The 17032-nt window shown below is 72.2% G+C and carries 16 protein-coding genes and 3 pseudogenes; 9 read left to right on the top strand and 10 right to left on the bottom strand.

Annotated features, from left to right (window positions below):
* The first annotated feature begins 30 nt into the window (after window positions 1–30).
* Together AB0F71_RS06305 and AB0F71_RS06300 are read left to right on the top strand one after the other, a co-directional pair.
* Window positions 31–246 (top strand): hypothetical protein, encoded by a 216-nt coding sequence (locus tag AB0F71_RS06305; RefSeq protein ID WP_360229047.1) that lies wholly within the window; start codon window positions 31–33, stop codon window positions 244–246.
* A 106-nt stretch (window positions 247–352) separates the two neighbouring features.
* Window positions 353–2146: a hypothetical protein gene (locus tag AB0F71_RS06300; protein ID WP_360229044.1), complete on the top strand. Its 1794-nt coding sequence runs from the start codon at window positions 353–355 to the stop codon at window positions 2144–2146.
* A gap of 18 nt (window positions 2147–2164) precedes the next feature.
* On the opposite strand, the gene AB0F71_RS06295 is transcribed toward AB0F71_RS06300, so the two are convergent.
* The 8 genes and pseudogenes from AB0F71_RS06295 to AB0F71_RS06260 form a co-directional block, all read right to left on the bottom strand.
* Window positions 2165–3376, bottom strand: a complete 1212-nt coding sequence (locus AB0F71_RS06295) for a DUF6745 domain-containing protein (protein ID WP_360229041.1) — start codon at window positions 3374–3376, stop codon at window positions 2165–2167.
* A gap of 107 nt (window positions 3377–3483) precedes the next feature.
* Window positions 3484–3696: pseudogene (locus AB0F71_RS06290) on the bottom strand (hypothetical protein); the annotation flags it as partial.
* Window positions 3697–3961: 265 nt separating this feature from the next.
* On the bottom strand, window positions 3962–4348 hold the full coding sequence (locus AB0F71_RS06285; RefSeq protein ID WP_360229038.1) for a DUF6193 family natural product biosynthesis protein: 387 nt from the start codon (window positions 4346–4348) through the stop codon (window positions 3962–3964).
* A gap of 67 nt (window positions 4349–4415) precedes the next feature.
* A pseudogene (locus AB0F71_RS06280) lies at window positions 4416–4535 on the bottom strand (IS110 family transposase); the annotation flags it as partial.
* Between the two features lie 58 nt (window positions 4536–4593).
* The gene (locus AB0F71_RS06275) at window positions 4594–4716 is read right to left on the bottom strand and encodes a hypothetical protein (protein ID WP_360229035.1); all 123 of its coding nucleotides are present in this window, start codon (window positions 4714–4716) and stop codon (window positions 4594–4596) included.
* A gap of 167 nt (window positions 4717–4883) precedes the next feature.
* Window positions 4884–5198 carry a hypothetical protein gene (locus AB0F71_RS06270; protein WP_360229032.1) on the bottom strand — a complete coding sequence of 105 codons (315 nt, stop codon included), beginning with the start codon at window positions 5196–5198 and terminating at the stop codon, window positions 4884–4886.
* On the bottom strand, window positions 5195–5554 hold the full coding sequence (locus tag AB0F71_RS06265; protein WP_360229029.1) for a hypothetical protein: 360 nt from the start codon (window positions 5552–5554) through the stop codon (window positions 5195–5197). Before AB0F71_RS06265 ends, AB0F71_RS06270 begins: the two co-directional genes overlap by 4 nt.
* 262 nt (window positions 5555–5816) lie before the next feature.
* Window positions 5817–6257, bottom strand: a complete 441-nt coding sequence (locus AB0F71_RS06260) for an ATP-binding protein (RefSeq protein ID WP_360229026.1) — start codon at window positions 6255–6257, stop codon at window positions 5817–5819.
* 163 nt (window positions 6258–6420) lie between these two features.
* Between AB0F71_RS06260 and AB0F71_RS06255 the strand changes: the two genes are divergently transcribed.
* From AB0F71_RS06255 to AB0F71_RS06240, 4 genes and pseudogenes are all read left to right on the top strand, one after another.
* Window positions 6421–7464 (top strand): helix-turn-helix transcriptional regulator, encoded by a 1044-nt coding sequence (locus AB0F71_RS06255; protein WP_360229024.1) that lies wholly within the window; start codon window positions 6421–6423, stop codon window positions 7462–7464.
* A 78-nt stretch (window positions 7465–7542) separates the two neighbouring features.
* Window positions 7543–7926, top strand: a pseudogene (locus AB0F71_RS06250) (coproporphyrinogen III oxidase family protein); the annotation flags it as partial.
* A complete protein-coding gene (locus tag AB0F71_RS06245; protein ID WP_360229021.1) occupies window positions 7923–8873 on the top strand; it encodes an STM4011 family radical SAM protein in 951 nt (316 codons plus the stop codon). The pseudogene AB0F71_RS06250 and the gene AB0F71_RS06245, both read left to right, overlap by 4 nt.
* A 111-nt stretch (window positions 8874–8984) precedes the next feature.
* Window positions 8985–9365 (top strand): VOC family protein, encoded by a 381-nt coding sequence (locus tag AB0F71_RS06240; RefSeq protein WP_360229018.1) that lies wholly within the window; start codon window positions 8985–8987, stop codon window positions 9363–9365.
* A 114-nt stretch (window positions 9366–9479) separates the two neighbouring features.
* Here the strand turns inward: AB0F71_RS06240 and AB0F71_RS06235 are convergent, their stop codons facing one another.
* Together AB0F71_RS06235 and AB0F71_RS06230 are read right to left on the bottom strand one after the other, a co-directional pair.
* Entirely contained in the window at window positions 9480–12227 is a 2748-nt protein-coding gene (locus AB0F71_RS06235; protein WP_360229015.1) for a glycosyl hydrolase, read from the bottom strand.
* 214 nt (window positions 12228–12441) lie between these two features.
* Window positions 12442–13182, bottom strand: a complete 741-nt coding sequence (locus tag AB0F71_RS06230; RefSeq protein ID WP_360229012.1) for a rhomboid-like protein — start codon at window positions 13180–13182, stop codon at window positions 12442–12444.
* A gap of 245 nt (window positions 13183–13427) precedes the next feature.
* Here AB0F71_RS06230 and AB0F71_RS06225 point away from each other — a divergent pair, with 245 nt between their 5' ends.
* The 3 genes from AB0F71_RS06225 to argG all read left to right on the top strand — a co-directional run bounded on the left by AB0F71_RS06225 (window position 13428) and on the right by argG (window position 16928).
* Entirely contained in the window at window positions 13428–14264 is an 837-nt protein-coding gene (locus AB0F71_RS06225) for a rhomboid-like protein (protein ID WP_360229009.1), read from the top strand.
* Between the two features lie 97 nt (window positions 14265–14361).
* The gene (locus tag AB0F71_RS06220) at window positions 14362–15195 is read left to right on the top strand and encodes an SAM-dependent methyltransferase (RefSeq protein WP_360229006.1); all 834 of its coding nucleotides are present in this window, start codon (window positions 14362–14364) and stop codon (window positions 15193–15195) included.
* A gap of 320 nt (window positions 15196–15515) precedes the next feature.
* Window positions 15516–16928: an argininosuccinate synthase gene (gene argG / locus AB0F71_RS06215; protein WP_360229003.1), complete on the top strand. Its 1413-nt coding sequence runs from the start codon at window positions 15516–15518 to the stop codon at window positions 16926–16928.
* Window positions 16929–17032 lie beyond the last annotated feature (104 nt).

Raw genomic sequence — 17032 nt, 5'->3', positions numbered from 1 at the left:
GACACCGTCCAGGAACAGGCCCGGGCCGCCATGCAGCCGCGGATCCGCGCCCAGCACGAACCGGCCGCGATGCTGGCCGCCTACATCGAGGCGAACCTCGACTTCCTCGCCGAACACCCCGTCGCGGTCCGGGCGTTGGTGGACGTCCTCGCCAACGCCCGCTCGCCCACACCAAGCGCCACGGCCTGCGGGCCTGAGCCGGGGCGCGGTCCCGCCCGGTTGCTCCGTCCAGGTCATGCCACGTGACCGGGGTGGGTGCCGGTCGTTCCCCAGGGCGACCGTCAAGCGGGGGACTCCGGGTCCGGCGAGCCCATTCGGGTGCGGCGGATGCACAGTGAGAAAGCACAACTGCATGACTGATGCGACCACTCGTCCGACCGCTGCACCACCGGCCGCCGGGATCACCGGGGCGGACCGCGAACCCGGCACCGTCACGTCCACCGGCACAGCGGGCGCACGTCTACGCCTGCGGCACGCGATGGCGGTCGCCGAGGCCGTCGTCAGCCTGGTCACCGGCGTCGGCTTCATGCTCTGGGCCCGCAGCATCGACGTGAACCCGCTCGTCCGCATCGGCCAGGTGAGCGGCCTCGCCGGTCTCCAAGTGCATGCCGCGGTGGTCGCCGTGCCCGTCCTCGCGGCGCTGCTGTACGTCGCCCACCGCGCCGGCCCCGACCGCTACCGTCCGGCGCTCCGCCTCGGGTGCGCGGTGATCGCGGGGCTGAGCACCGGCCTGGTCGCCGGCGGCATCGCGGTGGCGCTGCACGGAACCCCGTGGGGGCTCGGGGGGCAGGAGGGCGACCCGGGCAACGTGATGGGCATGGCCGACGACATGATCCGCGGCAAGGGCCTGCCCGGGGTCTACCCGCCGCTCTTCCCGGCGCTGTTGGCCGTGTGGGGCAAGCTGTTCCACGGTGGTGTCGCGGGCGTCGGGTTCGCCATGCAGGACCTGCAACTGCTCTGCACCGCCGTCGCCGGCCCGATCGCCTATCTGGTTTGGCGGCTGCTGCTCCGGCCCTTCTGGGCCCTGCTCGTCGCGGTGCCCGCCGCGGTGCTCTTCATCGACCCCATCCGCCCCTACAGCCACAGCGCCATGCTGGTCATGGTGCCGCTGCTGGCCGCCTGCCTGCGCGACCTGCGCCGGGCGCACCGGCTGCCGACCCGCAGCGCCGTCCGGCGGGCGGTCGCGTACGGCTCCGCGATGGGCGTGGTGTTCCTCTGGTACTCCGGCTGGTTCGTCTGGGCCGCTCCCGGTGTGCTCGTCCTGGTCGGGTTCTCGATCCCCTGGCGGGCGGGAGCGGCGCGGCTGCGGCGGACGCTGCTCTTCCTGGGGGTCACGGTGGTGAGCGCCGCGGTGGTCGGCGCGCCGCTGCTCTACCAGATGGTCCGGTTCGGTGCGACGACCAAGGACCGCTACGCGATGATCACGGTCTACGCCGATCCCGCCTACGTGATGGGATGGGCGTCCGACCGGGCCGGCACGCAGACCTACCACAACTGGCCGGTCAGCGGCGAGCTGGCCGGGCAGAGCGCGTTCACCCTGCTGCTGCTCGCGGCGGCGGCACTCGCGATCGGCCTCGGTTCGGGAGGCGTCCTGGTGCGGACCGTCGCCACCGTCCTGGTCAGCTCCTGGCTGCTCCGGTTCTGGTTCGCCGCGCGGATGGAGCGCACCCAGGCCGTGCAGCTCTACCCGCGGACGACGTGGATCATCATGTACTGCCTGATCGTCCTGGCGGTGCTCGGACTGATGCTGGCCGTCCGGCACACGGCGGCCTGGAGCCGCACGCTGTCCCGGCCCGGCGGCGGCCCGGCCACCGGCCGGAGCCTCCTGACGGTCCGCCGGATCACCGCGGCCGGAGTCTGCGCGATCGCGCTGTTCACCGCGATGGCCGGCTCCTGGTCGGCCAACCGGTACATGCCGACCACCGCCCCGGGGGTCCAGGACATGGGCCTGGACGCCTGGCGCGCACACGCGATCAAGGACGCCGACGGCCGCTGCCCGCGGTACTCCCCCGTCGCGACCTGCGCCGACGTCAACCGCGGCCTGACCGCGCGGAAGGAGTCCTCCGACGACCCCGGGCTGTGGTGCGCCGGCGTCCCCGCCGCCGAGTGGCCGGTGACCTGCGGGCGCAAGGCCCCGTGGGCCTGACGGGCGCGGGCGGGAGCGTCAGGTCTCGCGCTGCGGGTGGTAGGCCGTCTCCGGTATGCCGAACGTCCAGGCGACCCCGGCCCGGGCCGTCCGGGTGCTCGGCGGGACGCGCAGCCAGTAGGTGCGGGAGGTGCCGTCGGGCTCGGGCGTGGAGTTGACCACCTCGACCATCACCACCGGTTCGTCGTCCGGCAGGACGATCCGCCACAGCACGCCCGTCTCGTCACGGTGGACGGGCTCCGCGCCCGAGTCGGCGAGGTACCGCTCGTAGCCGTAGTGCTCCAGCAGCACGCGGCGCAGCTCGGCGTTCTCCTCGGTACGGATCCGCTCGGCCGTCACCTCGGCGAGGCCCGCCAGGAACTCGGCGGGGACGGGCATCCCGCGCCAGGCGTGCAGCGCGAAGCCGTCCGGGTACTCCAGCGCGGGGCCGTCCGCCCGGTCGAGTCGGCCGGCCTCGTCGCGGTGCAGGGCGACGGGCCGCTCGGAGACCAGCGCCACCTCCTGGTAGGGCCACCACCAGCCGGCTCCCCGCCCCACCTCGGCGAGCGGTGCCACGGCCTCGACACCCGCACCGGCGGCCTCCAGGGCGGCGAACCAGGGTGCGTCGTGCTGGCCGCGCACCGCGTCCAGCAGGGCGAGGCGGACGGCGGTGCGGCGGCTCCGGGCCGCGGCGGCCTCGCCGTTGGGGGTCCGGTCGTCGTCGGGGGTCCGGTCGCTGCCGGAGGCCAGGCCACTGCCAGAGGCCCGGTCGCGGTCGGCCTCGGGCGCGAGCCGGTCGAGCACGGCGTTGCGCACCCGCTCGGCCAACGGCGTGCTGACCGGGCCGAGTTCACCGCCGGTGAGCGCCCAGTGCGCCGCCCAGCCGGCCGGGCCGACCCGCTCGACGGCCCGCCGCCGGGCCTCCTCCCAGGGCCGGGTGCGGACCTCCTCGCGCACGCTCACCGCCCCGGCGGCCCGCAGCTCCAGCGCGGCCTCGGCGGCCGCGAGCGGCGAGCCGAACCAGCGCACGGCCGCGGGTTCGGGCAGCCCGGCCGCCCGGTAGGCGGCCCGCACCGCGCGTTCGACCGCCGCCCGGTCGGCCGGCCCGGTGGCGGCCGAAGCGGCCCGCCAGCGCGCCGTGGCCCCGGCGGCGCCGGCCGCCCCGCCGACCTCGCCGTCCCCGCCCGTGTCCGCCCCCGTGTCCGCGTCCGGATCCGCCGGGTTGGCCCGAATCACCGTCTCCGTCGTCATCGTCTGCTCCGTTCCCCGGCCGGGCTCCCCACCCGGCCGTCCGTTCCCGTTCGCATCCCCGGTGCCGCACCCACGCCGACACTCGCCCCCGCACCCATCCCCACAGGTCAGTCCGCGACCACCCGCACCGCGCCCGGCACGTACTCGCGTTGACGGACCACCCGGTACCACCCCCTGGGCAGCGGTATCGCCGCGTGCTCCTCGTGCACCACCCGGCCGCCCTCCGGCAGGTGCAGCCAGGCCTCGCCGAAGGGCCCGGCCTCCCGGCGCAGCTCACCGGGGCCGACCACGGCGTGCGCGTGGCCGGTGCCCTCACCGAGCTGGCGGTACATCAGCCCTCCCACGCCGTACGGCCGGACCCCGACGGACGCCGGAACCCACGGCTCCGCCCGACCGGAGACGGTCACGCTCCGGAGCCACGACCCGAACGTAGAGCAAGGGTCTGACAACGCGCCCGGGCCGCCACCCGGCCACCGGTCTGTCGGACCCTCCTGGTAGACAGTCGTTCGCTCCGATTCCCCGGAGGAGTCTCAATGACTGAGTCAAGCCGCCGACCGTGAGCTCGGCAGCACTTCGAGCTGCTCCTTAGGCCTGGAGATGCTCGTGGAGCGCCGCCACAGCCGTCGCCACGGCCTCGTCGGCGTTGGTCGTTTCGAGCAGCACCTGGGCCGGGTCGTGCTTGTGCGCCACGGAGTAGGTGCCCCCGGGGAGGAGCGCGATGCACACGGGGAGTACCTGGCCGTCGCCCACCCAATGCCGGCCGCCAGTGCTGAAACACAGCCTGGCGTGGCTGGTGAAGGGATAAAAATGGGCGAGTGCGCTGTTCCGAGCTGCGTCAACGAGGGCTTCCATGATCGGGGGTACCCATGTCGTAGTGGAGCTTCGGGACCGTTCGTCCCATTGCGCGGCGGCACGCGCCTGAAAGTCCCACTCTGCCTCGACCGACTCGCGGAAATCGCCCGGTACGTCCATATTCAGGTCCCCCCTCTAAGGTGCTTTCGGCACCCTAATGCCCGAGGACCTGCGTCTCAATGGATTGTCAGGCCGCCTGCCCAGTCGGCGGGGCGGTGATGAACAGCCGGTCGTCGCGCAGAAGCGCCCAGAGCACATCGACCCGTCGGCGTGCGAGAGCGATGACAGCTTGCACGTGCTTGAGGCCGCCAAGGTCAGGGAATGGTCCGGCACGTCTTCAGTTGTCCCTGCTCATGCCAGGGGCCCTACTGCACAGCCTCGCTCCCGTCGGGGTCGTGGCCGAAGATCCGGCGGAACAGCTCCGCCTCGGCCAGCCCGGCCAGCGGATCATCAACTCCGGTGCGCTCCCGCCAGATCTGCCGCGTCAACCGCGCCCGGCAGCTGTCGGCGTACCGGAACTCTGCGAACCACGCCCTCACGTCGCGCTGGGCCGCACGTCGGCTCGGGGAGACGGCCCGCACCGGCCAGGAGAACTGGCCACGCAGCGACCACCACCACACGACCCTGCCTCACCACGTCCGAGGGTCGTGCCGGATCACGGGCCCACCTCAGGATCAGCCGGGTACAGCTTGATCACGTAGGGAGTGATCCCGACGAACGCGAGCGCCCGTATCTGGCCGTACATCGCGAGCCGGTGTCCGATCGACGGCGCCTCTCCCGGCCCGAACAGGTCGTCGAAATACTTCCACTGCTCCGCGTCCAGTGGCAGCGCCCGCAGCGAGCCGAGCAGCGCCGTCAGCGCGTCCGACAATCGCGAGAACCGCGCCACCTCCATTACGCCCCGGACCTCCACCGCCACCGGGAACAGGTACGGCGCAGGCAACTGGGCAGTGTGCTCGGTTCCGGTCATGACTTTCCTTTCCTCCGCGCACGGCGCCTGATCGCCAGGCCGTTCAGCCGCCGCTCCACCACGTCCAGTTCCACCCGCACCCGCACCGCGGGCAGGCGCACCCTCCGCACCTCGCCGAGGAACGCCGCCGCATCGCCCCTGAACGGCACGTCCGTGTCCAGCGCCCACCTCAGGTAGTCGCGGATCGGCTGGACCACCCCATCGAGCGTCGCCGGCCGGTCGATGGGAATCGCGCACTCCACCGCCTCCAGCAGCTTCACCAAAGACCTCACGTGCGACACGGCGCACTCTGCTGCGGACAGCAGCTCCGCGTGACCCATCTCCGCCAGCGGCACACCGTCCTGGATCTCCTCCATGGCCCAGTACGCCTCATCCACCCGCCACTGCCCCAGGCTGAACGCCAGGTGCGGAAAGCGGTCAGCCGGCCGCGACCAAGCGCCCGCACCAGGCACCACTGGAAGAGCCGTCACGCCGACACCTCCCCCGCGCGACGCGGGTGCCGCCTGTGCACACCCATCGCCTGACCGTTCACGACGATGTACCGGGCCAACGCCTTCCGCAGCCCCGCACCGCAGTAGAAGCACCGCGTCCCCGCCACCCCGGGCGGCCTCCCGAACCTCATCGCGCACCACCTTCCGGGCCCACCAGCGCCCAAATGATCTTCCCGATACCTTCCGGTCGGGGCACACAGCCCCACTCCACGGACAAGGCCTCCACCAGGAACAACCCACGCCCCGAGCAGCCGTCCGCCCCCGTGGATCGACGGACAACCGGCTTCTCGCTGTTCGCGTCGTGCACCTCCACCCGAAGGTGGTCGCAGACCGCTTTGAATCGGATCGCGATGCGCCGCCCCGGAGGCACCCGGGCGTGCACCACGGCGTTGGTCACCAGCTCTGAGAGCACCAGCTCACCGCTGCTGGCGAGCGCACCCCCGCCCGGAATACTCCCGAGGAAGCTCCGTAGCAGCGATCGGGCCAAGGGCACCGACGATCGATGGCGAGGGAGCCAGAAGAATGCGTCGCCCGCCAGTGCGAGCGGTGTGGCAAGTACGTCAGGCACGGCGATCCTCCATCCATGACGCCCGAGTTCGTGGCGTGTTCCCGAGACGACCGGACGGATGCGCGCCGGCCGCCGACCTCATCTGCGGCTGAGCGTCAGCATCGGGCCACGATCGAGTGGAAGCGATACGCAGGGCGTATGTGCGCGCAGTATCGTCTTTCGCATGGCCGACGCGGGATCATGGACTGACGTTCGCTTGCGAGCCGCATGGGCATCTCGCGACTGGGCAGCCATCTTTCGCGAGTACCGGCGAGCTGCGCGTATGTCGCAGCTCGAGTTCGGTTCTCTCATCGGGATGCCGCAGTCCCACGTGTCTCTGATTGAGAGCGGAAAGCGGAAGGTCACCAGCGCCGATCTCATCGCGCGGATCACCGAGGGGTTGGAAGTGCCGAACGAGCTGACGGGGTTACCTGAGCCCCACGCACCGAAGTCCTGTAGCCCGGATCCGGAGCTCTCGGACCGCATCGCACATGCCCACACCAAGGGCCGAATTGACGTCCGTTCGGCTGACTGGATCGCCCGAGTTCTCGCCGAGCACCGCAGGGCCGAGGACGCCATCGGAGGTAGAGACCTCTGGCCCGTCGTCCGGTCCCAACTCGACGCAGTCACACGACTATTGCCCGGATCCTCGGGGGCTGTGGCTGACCGCCTGCTGATCCTGGCCGCTGAACACGGCCACTGGCTTTCCTGGGTGGCTGCCGAAGAGGGCAAGCGCGGTCCCGCACTGGCCTGGCTGGACGTGGCGCACGGGTGGGCGATGGATGCCGGCTCCGCGGACATGGCGTCCTGGCTCACTCGGGTCCGGTCCTACTACACCCTGAACAACGGCGATCCCGTCCGAGCTCTGAGGACCGCCGAGGCGGCCCAGCGGGCACCGGGGGGCCTCTCGCCCGCTGCCGCCTCGATCGCAGCACACGCCGCAGCGATGGCAGCCGCGGCAGTCGGAGAGCGGGACCGGTCACGTCAACTTGCCGAGACTTCCTATGAGTTGGCACTTCGCGTGCCGAACGAGGAGGAGCGGCCCGGGTGGCTCTACTGGCTTGACCCCGTCCGGGCGAAGCTGAACCTGGGGGACGCGGCATACACCGCCCGGGACTGGACCACCGCCGTCGACATCCTCCAACAGGCACTGCCCGAGCTGGACGGCTACCCGCGCGACCGAGCCTTCTACGCAGCACGCCTGGAGGACGCCCGCCGCAGGGCGTGACTGACGTCAGGTCGTTGCTTGCCCGACAGAAGCGTGATCATGTCGCTGACCAGGCATTTCCCGGGCTTCACGCGCGCCTCGCGGCTGCACTACTCCTTCGACTACGCGGTGAACGCCACCGAGGTGCGCGGCATCATCGACGACTACGTCTCCACCTCGGACTTCCACCACGCCGAGGTCGGCCACTGGATGGCCGGCGGGGAGCCGCTCCGCCGCCACCTCGTCCAGTCCCTGCTCCAGGCCGAGGGCATGCCGCTGGCCGACTACCGTGCCCGCTTCGGCAGTTCACCGGCCGAGGACTTCGCCGCGGAGCTGGCCGACTTCGCCGAGCGGGGCTGGCTGGCCGCCGACCCGGAGCGGCTGCGGCTCACCCCGGAGGGCCTGGCCCACTCGGACGCGGTCGGGCCGCTGCTGTTCTCGCCCGAGGTCCGGGCCCTGATGGCGGGCTACGAGGCGAAATGACCTTCCTCGGCATGCCCTCCGGCGCCCCCGTCCCTGCGGACGTCGACACCGCCGTAACCGTCGACGCCGACGCGGCGCAGGCCCGCGACCTCACCCTGCTCTACCGCGGCCCGCTCGCCTCCTGCGACTACGACTGCCCCTACTGCCCGTTCGCCAAGCGCCGCGACTCGCCCGAGCAGCTGCGCGCCGACCGGGCCGCGCTGGAACGCCTCACCACCTGGGCCACCGCCCGCGCGGGCACCGGTGACACCCTGTCGCTGCTGTTCACCCCCTGGGGCGAGGGCCTGGTCCGCTCCTGGTACCGCCGCGCACTGGTCGAGCTGAGCCGGCTCCCGCACGTGCGCCGGGTCGCGATCCAGACCAACCTGAGCTGCCGCACCGGGTGGCTGGCCGAGGCCGACCCCGCCACTTTCGCCCTGTGGGTCACCTACCACCCCGGCCAGGTGCCCTTCGACCGCTTCCTCGCCAAGTGCCGCGAGCTGGACGCTCTGGGCGTGCGCTACAGCGTGGGCGTGGTCGGACAGCCGGACCACCTCCCCGAGGCCCGGAGGCTGCGCGCGGCGCTCGCCCCCGAGGTGTACCTGTGGATCAACGCGGCCGAGGGCCGCAGCTACACCGACGCCGAGGCCGCGCAGTGGACGGCCCTCGACCCGCACTTCGGCTACAGCCGGCACGCCCACCCGAGCGCCGGGCTGCCCTGCCGCACCGGCGAGTCGGTGCTCTCCGTGGACGGCGACGGCACGGTGCGCCGCTGCCACTTCGTCCGGGAGGTCCTCGGCAACCTCTACGACGGCAGCTACCGCGCCCGGCTGCGTCCGCGCCCCTGCCCGCTGCCGGTCTGCGACTGCCACATCGGTTACGTCCACCTGGAGACGCTGCCGCTGTACGAGCTGTTCGGCGCGGGCGTGCTGGAACGGGTGCCGCAGGAGTGGGCTCGGGGCAGCTGATCGTCCGCGCCCCCGCGTGACCGGCCGTGCACGGCCCGCAGCGCTCCCCGGCCCACCGAGCGCCCGGCCGCGTACCTCCCTAGCCTGGTAACCGAGAGGAGGCGAACCACCATGCTTGGAGACGGACCGCTGCAAGCAGTCATCCCCGCCACCGATCTCGCCCGCGCCAAGGCCTTCTACACCGACACCCTCGGCCTCAAGGTCGTCGAGGAGCACGAGGAGGAACTGACCGGCGAATGCGGCGCGACGCAGTTCACCATCTACCACACCCCCAGCGGCGGCCAGGCCGCCCACACCCTCGCCAGTTTCAAGGTCGCCGACCTCGACGGCGAGATGACCGCCCTGCGTGAGCACGGCATCACCTTCGAGGAGTACGACTTCCCCGGCCTCAAGACGGTCAACGGCGTCGCCGAGGGTGAGGGCATGCGCGCCGCTTGGTTCAAGGACAGCGAGGGCAACATCCTCTGCGTGTCCCAGCGCGTCGGCAGCTGACCCAGCCCCAACCGCACCCCGCCCCCAACCGCACCCGGGACGCCGGTGCCCGGCCCGCTCGTCGAGAGCGGGCCGGGCACCGGCGCATGAACGGACGGTCAGCCCTGAGGACGATCAGCCCTGGTTGTTGCCGCCCTGGCCGTTCTCACCCTGGCTGTCGCCGCCCTGGTCGTCTCCGTCCCGGCCGAGCTCGCGCGGGTCGATCGACCAGATGCCGCGGCCGAAGGTCGCCGCGTAGAGCCGGCCGTCGGGGCCCGGCTTGAGCTGCTGCACCGCCGTGGTCGGCAGGTTGCGGCCGAGCACCGAGAACCGGCTCTCGCCCGGGGCTCGGTAGAACGCGGCGAGGTCGGTGCCGAGGGCGAGGCCGCCGTCGGGCAGGAGCTTCACCGAAGTCGCCGGGACGTCGGGCAGGTTGGCCGAGACGTCGGTCCAGGTGGCGCCGCCGTCACGGGTCTCGAAGAGGTGGCCGGTGCCCGCGCCGGGGCCCTCCGTCCAGGTGCGCGAGAAGCCGTTGACGGCCACCAGCACGTGCCGGGCGTCCTTCTCGTCCACCGCGAAGGAGGAGATGTACCGGTTCGGGACGGTCCCGTCGACGGGCAGGTTCAGCTGGTGCCAGCCGGTGCCGTCGATGTTGCCGACCGCGATGCCGCGGCTGAACCCCTGGTTGTTGCACGGGCCGCACCAGCCCGCGTACACCGTGCCGTTGACGGTGGCGACGGCGGTGGCCACGTGGCCGGCGCCCAGGTCGTAGGCGGAGGTCCACTCGCTGCCGCTGCGGATCGCGTAGCCCTTGTGCTGCACCCAGACGTGCCGGCCGCCGGCGATCCAGGTGTTGGCGTCCCTCGGGTCGGCGGTCATCGGCGCGATGAACCGGGCGGCGTTGGTGTCCTTGTCCGGCGGGGCGACCTCGTAGGAGGTGGCCTTGCTCGGGTCCTTCGTCCAACTTCCGTCGTTCACCGCGCAGTTCTGGGTGACCCACATGTCCAGGTAGACGTACTCCTCGGCGATGTTGCAGCCGTTGGCCGGGTCGACCAGGGTGTCGCCGCCGTCCCCGCCGAAGTTGGAGCCCATCACCTTGTCGTGCGCCCGCAGGACGGACTCGCCGTTGTCCTGGAGCCCGCCGCTGACGATGACGCCCTTGCCGGACCTGTCCGCCGGGTCCTTGCCGACGCCGACCGAGTAGTACTGGAGGGTGTCCATGGTGCCGTCGTTGAGCGGCGTCCAGTCCTTGCCGTGGCCCCAGGCGTCCAACTGCCCCTTGCCCGGGCGCCGGTAGATGCCGCCGTCGTTGCCGACGTAGACGTTCACCTTGCCCTGGTAGCTGCCGAAGGCGACGGCGTGCTGGTCGGAGTGGGTGGTCGGCGAGCAGTCGCCGGTCTGCTTGCTCGGGTCGATGCTCCAGCACGGGAAGCCGTTGTTCCAGTACGGCCCGACCGTCGCCCACGCGTTGCCGCCGTCGGTGGTCTCGAAGACCTCCTCCAGGCCCGCGTAGACGTGGTCCGGGTTGGCCGGGTCGACCTGGAGCGACTGGTTGTACCAGGCCTGGATGCCGGGCTGGTAGCCCGGATCCTGGAGCGCGGAGCCGGACGCCTTGAGCTTGTCCTTGTCCGCGACCAACGTCCACGGACCGTACGGCGAACCGGACTTGGAGACGTAGATGCCCTTGAGCCCGGTGTCCGGGTTGTGCGCGGCGACATCGGGCGACTGGTCGATCGCGTAGTAGCGCGAGCCGTCCGCCGACCGCGCGAAGGTCACGTTGCCGACGTTCGCGGCGTCCGACGGCAGGTCACCCAGCGCGCCGACGCGCTGCCAACTCCCGTCCGCCGCCTTGCTGTAGAAGCCGTTGTAGGTGTCGCCGCCGCGCCAGCCGACCGCCAGGACCACCTTGGACGGGTCCTTGGGGTCGATCGCGATGTCGTTGGCGATGTTCTTGTACGGCGCGCTCGGGTCCTTGGCCAGCGAACCGCCCGGCAGGTAGTCCGGGTTGGGCGCGAACTCCAGCGTCCACGGCCCCGACAGGTCGGAGGTCGAGTGGCTCCACACACCGCGGCTGGTCGCCGCCCACACCTTGCCGCCGCCGAAGCGCAGCGCGTGGATGATGGTCGACTCCAGCTCCGGCCCGCCCACCCGGTTGCGGGGCTGGAACGTGCCGCGCTGCGGGTCGGACAGCACGTACACACCGGTGCCGACGTACGAGGTGGCCCCGGTGTTGGACTCGCCGGTGGCGTACCAGAGCCGGCCGCCGCCGTCGAGGTTCAGGGTGCCGGTGGAGAGCGTGGGCAGCTTGTCGGCGATCGGCTCCCACCGGCCGCCGCCGGTACGGGAGCGGAACACCCCGCCATTGGCACCGCCGGCGTACACGTAGCCGTCGCTGTCGGCCGCGATGCCGGTGATCCGGCCGGTCACCAGTCCGGCGCCGCCGCTGGAGTTGGAGTTGACGTCCCGGTAGCGCGGGTCGTCGGAGTTGTACGGCTTGTCGGTGACGTGGTCCCAGGTGCCGCCGGTGTGCGGCATCGACTTCAACTGCGCCCAGGCCGCGCCGTAGGCGCCCGGCGCCACGACACCCGGCGCGGTGCGCGCCTCGGTGTACTGGGCGACGCCCTCGGCGGAGTTCTCCACCTCGTCTCCGCCGTCCCCGGGCGAGTCGGCCTCGGGGGCGGCGGTCGAGCGGGGGGCGGTCGAGGCGGTGGTGGCGCCCCGGACCTTCTTCGCGTGCTGCTTCCCGACGTCCGCCTGGTGGCGCACCTGCCAGGGCTGCGATGCGGACGGCGAAGGCGCGGCGAGCGCCTGACTGGTGGTCAGTCCGAGAGCGGTGAGCGTGACGGCGCTGAGCAGCAGCCGACGGCGTTGCCTGATGGGCACGAGTGCGGTCCTCCCCTGTGGCCGGCCGCGCGGTCGCGCGACCCCGGCTGAACAGGGGGTAAGCCTGTCCGGTGCACCCGCCCGGGGGAAGACCCGAACGGTAAGAGATGGTTAAGACCCTTACCGTTTCGAACAGTTGGCATTCACCGAATGCCGGGATGCCCGACTGCCGGGATGCCCGACTGCCCGAGCGCCTCGGGTCCGACGGCCCCCCTCACCGCCCGCGCACCCGCCACCCACACAGCCGCCACCCCCGCGCCCGCCGCCACGACTCCCGCACCACGGCGGCCGGATCGAAAGACCCAGGCCGGTCCCGGGTGATCGGATAGCAGGCGAGTCCGATCAGCGCCGCACTGAGGTGGCCGATGCTGGTGTAGTCCCGGCTCTGGTGGACGCCGTAGACGTACACGGCGAGTACGCCCACCACGTAGAGGTACCGCCAGGGCCGCACGATCAGGTAGCTGAGCACCCCGACCACCCCGGCCAGCGCGTAGCTCACGCCGTAGTCGAGCGTGTAGACGGCCTTCGGCGCCGCCAGGCCGCGGTGGATCGCCCAGCCGAGCACCCCCTCGCTGAGGTAGGTCGCCCCGACGTGCGCCAGCACCGCCACCGACAGCCAGCGCAGCGTGCCCAGCCAGCGCTCGGCGGGCACGTGGAAGAGGTTGTACAGCGCGAAGTAGCTCAGCCAGCCGCCGCCCGCGATCCACATCGCGCTGGTCAGCAGCACCCGACCGGGTGAAACCTGGAGGTGGTGCAGATTGGTCGAACGCCGCTGCAGGATCCGGTCGGCGGTCACCGGGTCGACGTGCCGGATCACCTCGGTGGTGACCAGCAGGATCGCCAGCCAGATGTAGGTGCCGGGGGCGCGCCGGACGTAGCGCAACGCCGCCCGGGCCGCGCGCGCCCACCAGGGCCCCTGGTGCACCTGCGGCACGCCGGTGGTGCTGCCGGTCATCGGCGCCTCCTCGACGGCCCCCTCCTCCTCGACGGCCCCCTCCTCACCCTGGCCCGCCCCGGCCGCCGCCCGCCGCCGCGACGGCCCGTTCGGGTGACCGGCCCGACACCATCCGCGCCCGGCCTCCGCCCGGGAAACCGTCGACGGGGCGGCCCCGCCCGACTGCCGTAGGCTGGCTCTCCGGCCGCCCACGGGGCCGCCGGGCACCGGACACCGGACACCGCACGCAAAGGGCGCCAGGCACGATGAGGGACCGCCTCGGAACGACGAAGCCGACCGACACCGCCACCTCCCGGACGTCTGCCCCCAGAACAGCCACCGACAGAACACACACCGTCGGGACGGCCACCAGCGCGACGGCCACCGACAGAACGGCCACCGGCGGCCGGGCCTCGCTCGCGGCGACCGCCCGCACCGCCGCCCTCCGGCTGCGCCTCACCTCCGTCTACGTCGTCCTGCTGACCGTCACCGCCGCCTGGCTCGCCACCCAGGGCCACGCCGAGCGGGCCCGGTTCATCCGGCACAACAGCAGCAACGTCCACCACATGGAGGTGGGCAAGTGGTGGACGATGTTCACCAGCGGCCTGGTGGTCGACGGGGTCCCGGCCTGGGCCGGCATCGCCGCCGTCGCGATCGCCCTGGGCCTGGCCGAGTGGCGCTGGGGCCCGGCCCGCGCGGGCGCGGTATTCGTCTTCGGGCACCTGGGCGCCACCCTGCTCACCGAGGGCGCCATGTGGGTGATGCTGACCGCCCGGATCCCGGGGGCGCTCTCCCGCGCGCGGGACGTCGGGATCAGCTACGGGCTGGTCGCCACCATCGGCTGCTTGCTCGCCCTGGGCCCGCGCGCGCTGCGCCGGTACGGCCTGCCGCTCCTCGCCCTGGTACTGGCCGTCGCCTGGGCGGCAGACCAGCAACTGGCCGACGCGGGCCACCTGGTGGCCCTGGCCCTCGGCGTCCTCGCCGCCCGCACCCCCTGGCTCCGCACCCCTTGGCTCCGCACCCGCGCCCGGGCCGGCAACCGCCCCACTGCCCGTGCCCGCACCTCCGCCCGGTCTCCCGGTGAACCGGACCAGGGCCCCTGATCGTCCTTCCCAGTGGGCCGGGTACGATGCAGAACCGATCAACCGGCTGGCTGCCAGCTTCTGGTGACCGTTGATCAGGCCAAACGGAGGGGACCCGATGCCCGAGTTCGACAACGCCACGAGCCCTGCGGACGTGACCGATCCGGCGGGCTTCGTCGACCCGGTGATGCTCCAGACCCACCGGCCCCACCCGGCCCGGATCTACGACTACTGGCTGGGCGGCAAGGACAACTTCCCGCCCGACCGGGCCGCCGCCGAGCACGCGATAGCCGCCGCGCCCGACGTCCCGCAGGCCGCCCGGGAGAACCGCGCCTTCCTGCGCCGCGCCGTCCGGCTCTGCGTCGAGGCCGGTGTCCGCCAGTTCATCGACATCGGCTCCGGTCTGCCCGCCCAGGGCAATGTGCACGAGGTCGCGCAGGAGCTGGCCCCGGAGTCCCGGGTGGTCTACATCGACAACGACCCGATCGTGCTCGCCCACGGCCGGGCGCTGCTCGCCAGCAACCACTCCACCACCGTGCTCACCGGCGATCTGCGCGACCTCGACGAGCTGCTCGACCGGCCCGCGCTGCGCGAGCTGATCGACCTCTCCCAACCGGTCGCCGTCCTGCTGATGGCCGTCCTGCACTTCGTCGACGACGACCAGGCCGCCGCGGCGGTCAAGGCCGTCCACGACCGCGTCGCCCCGGGGAGCTTCCTGCTGCTCTCGCACAGCACCGCCGAGGGCAATCCGCAGCGGGCCGCCGAGGTCGTGAAGACCTGGGACGACACCGATTCGCGCATCCGGCTCCGGGGCCGGGCCGAGGTGGAGGCCTTCCTCACCGGCTGGGAGGCGCTGGAACCGGGCGTGGACTTCGTCCCGCTCTGGCGCCCGGACGGGCCGACCGCGGACTCGACCCGCTGGATGTACGCGGGCGTGGGCCGCAAGGCCTGACCCCCGCCTCCCCCGGACCAGCGCAGGGCCGGACTCCCCCGGGAGTCCGGCCCTGCGCCGTCCCGTCCTCCTCCCCTCCGCACCACGACCCCGCGCCTCCCGCCGCACCCGCCAAACCCCGCTCCGCCCAAGGGAGTTGTAGTCGGCCCCGACCGCCTGGAGTCGCCCTCCGGAGCTGCCGCCCCGGTCGACGCGTCCGTATGCTCTTGCGGTACTCTGCAAATCTATGCCAGAGTGCGGGCATCGGATCAATCAGGCCGAATCCCCTCACACGTCGCTAAATCAGGAGCCCGCACCGCGGGTGGGTCAAGGGTGCATGCATGTCGAAGGTCTTGAGCAAGCTGCCGGTCGGTGAACGGATCGGCATCGCATTCTCGGGTGGGTTGGACACCTCCGTCGCGGTCGCGTGGATGCGCGAGCACGGTGCCGTCCCCTACGCCTACACGGCCGACATCGGCCAGTACGACGAGCCGAACCTCGCCGACGTCCCGGCCCGTGGCCGCGCCTACGGCGCCGAGCAGGCCCGCCTGATCGACTGCCGGGCCCCGCTGGTCGAGGAGGGTCTGGCCGCCCTGGCCTGCGGCGCCTTCCACATCCGCTCCGCCGGGCAGACCTACTTCAACACCACTCCGCTCGGCCGCGCCGTGACCGGCACCCTGCTGGTCCGGGCCATGCAGGAGGACGGCGTCTCGATCTGGGGCGACGGTTCCACCTACAAGGGCAACGACATCGAGCGGTTCTACCGCTACGGCCTGCTCGCCAACCCCAACCTGCGGATCTACAAGCCGTGGCTGGACCAGGACTTCGTCGACCAGCTCGGCGGCCGCAAGGAGATGTCCGAGTGGCTGGCCGAGCGTGACCTCCCGTACCGGGACTCCGCCGAGAAGGCCTACTCCACCGACGCCAACATCTGGGGCGCCACCCACGAGGCCAAGCGGCTGGAGTACCTGGACACCTCGATGGAGATCGTCGCCCCGATCATGGGCGTGGCCTTCTGGGACCCGGCCGTCGAGATCCGGACCGAGGACGTCACGGTCGAGTTCGAGTTCGGCCGGCCGGTCCGGATCAACGGCCGTGAGTTCGACTCCGCCGTCGCGCTGGTGCACGAGGCCAACCTGATCGGCGGCCGGCACGGTCTCGGCATGTCGGACCAGATCGAGAACCGGATCATCGAGGCCAAGAGCCGCGGCATCTACGAGGCCCCCGGCATGGCGCTGCTGCACATCGCCTACGAGCGCCTCCTGAACGCGATCCACAACGAGGACACCCTCGCCACGTACCACACCCAGGGCCGGCGCCTCGGCCGGCTGATGTACGAGGGCCGCTGGTTCGACCCGCAGTCGCTGATGCTGCGGGACAGCCTGCAGAAGTGGGTCGGCCAGGCCGTCAGCGGCAGCGTCACGCTGCGGCTGCGGCGGGGCCAGGACTACTCGGTGATCGACACCCAGGGCCCGAACTTCAGCTACCACCCGGAGAAGCTGTCGATGGAGCGCAGCGTCGACGCCGCCTTCGTCCCGGACGACCGGATCGGCCAGCTGACCATGCGCAACCTGGACATCGCCGACTCCCGCAGCAAGCTGGAGCAGTACGCGGGTCACGGCCAGCTGGCGCCGTGGACCGGCCTGATCGGCGAGCTCACCCCGGGCGGCGCAGCGCCGATCGCGGCGGGCACCGGTGACGAGGCCGAGTCCACCGCGCTGGACCACGCGGCGATCGAGTCCGGCACCGACTGACCTACGGGCACTCGGCCGACGGCTACCGGAACGACGGGCACCTGACCGGCAACGCTCCGGAACGGCCGGGGGCCGCCGCACCACACCGGTGCGGCGGCCCCCGG

The organism is Kitasatospora sp. NPDC028055 (assembly GCF_040637885.1).
Taxonomy (GTDB): domain Bacteria; phylum Actinomycetota; class Actinomycetes; order Streptomycetales; family Streptomycetaceae; genus Kitasatospora.
This window is presented reverse-complemented; position numbering and strand designations above follow the sequence as displayed.